This window comes from Streptomyces sp. NPDC015139, assembly GCF_043079785.1.
GTDB classification, from domain to species: domain Bacteria; phylum Actinomycetota; class Actinomycetes; order Streptomycetales; family Streptomycetaceae; genus Streptomyces; species Streptomyces albidocamelliae.
Map to the genome: position 1 here is coordinate 1 of NZ_JBIBUW010000067.1, position 1,751 is coordinate 1,751.

1 protein-coding gene is annotated in these 1,751 nt (G+C 66.5%); it reads left to right on the top strand.

The annotated features are described in order from the left end of the window. Positions 1-94 precede the first annotated feature (94 nt). Positions 95-1,729: an ISAzo13 family transposase gene (locus ACF08B_RS41640; protein WP_392322230.1), complete on the top strand. Its 1,635-nt coding sequence runs from the start codon at positions 95-97 to the stop codon at positions 1,727-1,729. Positions 1,730-1,751 lie beyond the last annotated feature (22 nt).

Sequence of the window (1,751 nt, forward strand, 5' to 3'; positions counted from 1 at the left end):
GGGGCTTGTATTTCAATTACTGCCCGGTGCACAGGGGTTGGCGGGACAATGAGGTGTGACTGCGGGTACGGCTGCTCGGGCTTCAGTTGTGGCATTGAGGGCGAAGTTCGATCAGTTCCTTCCTCATCTCGATGAACGGCGCCGTCGGCTCTACCTGGCCAGCGAGGCTGCCGCGCTTGGCCACGGCGGGATCACGCTGGTGGGGGCTGCTTCTGGCGCCAGTGTGGCTACCATCGCACGCGGGATCGCCGAGCTGTCCGGGCACCCTTTGCCAGCCGGGCGGATCCGGGCTCCAGGAGCCGGCCGTAAGCCGGTGACGGTCACCGACCCCGGTCTGCTGCCCGCGCTTGAAGCTCTGATCGAGCCGCACACCCGGGGAGATCCGGTCTCGCCGCTGCGCTGGACCACGCTCTCGCTGCGGTCCCTGGCCTCGGCGCTGACCACTCAGGGCCACCCGGTCGGCGCGGCAACCGTTGGGCGCCTGCTGCACACCCTGGGATACAGCCTGCAGGGCACCGCCAAGACCACGGAAGGCGCCGGTCATCCGGACCGAGATGCTCAGTTCACGCACATCAGCGCCGCTGCCGCGGCCTTCCTCGAAGACCGCCAGCCGGTGATCAGCGTGGACACGAAGGCCAAGGAGTGGCTCGGCAACCGCGACCGCCCTGGACGCACCTGGCGGCCGGGCAGGAACCCCATCCGTGTGGACTGCCACATGTTCACCACCAGTGACCAGCCCGTGGTCATTCCCTACGGGATCTACGACATCGCCCGCAATACCGGCTGGGTCAATGTCGGGACCGACCACGACACGGGCGAGTTCGCGGTGGAATCCATCCGCCGCTGGTGGCAGCAGCGCGGACGGGAGGACCACCCGGACGTCGGCCGGCTACTGATCACCGCCGACTGCGGTGGTTCCAACGACCCCCGCCGCTGGACATGGAAGAAACACCTCGCCGCCTTCGCCCTGGAAAGCGGACTGGAGATCACGGTCTGCCACTTTCCACCCGGAACATCGAAGTGGAACAAGATCGAGCACCGGATGTTCTGCCACATCACCGCGAACTGGCGCGGCAGGCCCCTGACCAGCTACCAGGTCGTCATCGAGACCATCGCCGCCACGACCACCCGCACCGGGCTCAGAATCGGGGCCGAACTCGACACCGGCCGGTATGACCTGGGCACCACAGTCCCACCTGCAGAGTTCCGTGCCTTGCCGATCACACCCCACTCCTTCCACGGCGACTGGAACTACACCCTGGCACCGGTCGCACCCCGGCTCGCTGAGCCGGCGCAGAACCGACAACGGATCGATCCCGCCCTGACCTCGATGCTCACCGATCCGGCCCTGACCGGCATGTCACGCTCCGCCTTCGATCACCTGGTCGCTGTCTCGGAACCGTACTGGGACGGTCTGGCCGAGGCTGCATTCCAACGACGCTTCCGCCGCCCACGCAGCTACCTCCACCCGCAGACCAGTAGCCTCGACCATTACCACCGCCTGCTGACCGCCCTGTTACGCCGCCGCAGAGCCGCCACCAGCACACTTCTGGCCCAGCTCCTGAACGTCACCCGGACCAACCTGTCCAACCAGTTCCAAGACGGCCACCGCCTCCTGGACCTGCACCGCATCGAGGTCACTCCGCTACCTGGAACACCGGCCCGCACCCTCGCCCAACTACAAGCCCGCCTACCATCACGCGACGACACCCGCACAGATCAACTCTGACAGTTATTCAGAAACAAGCCCC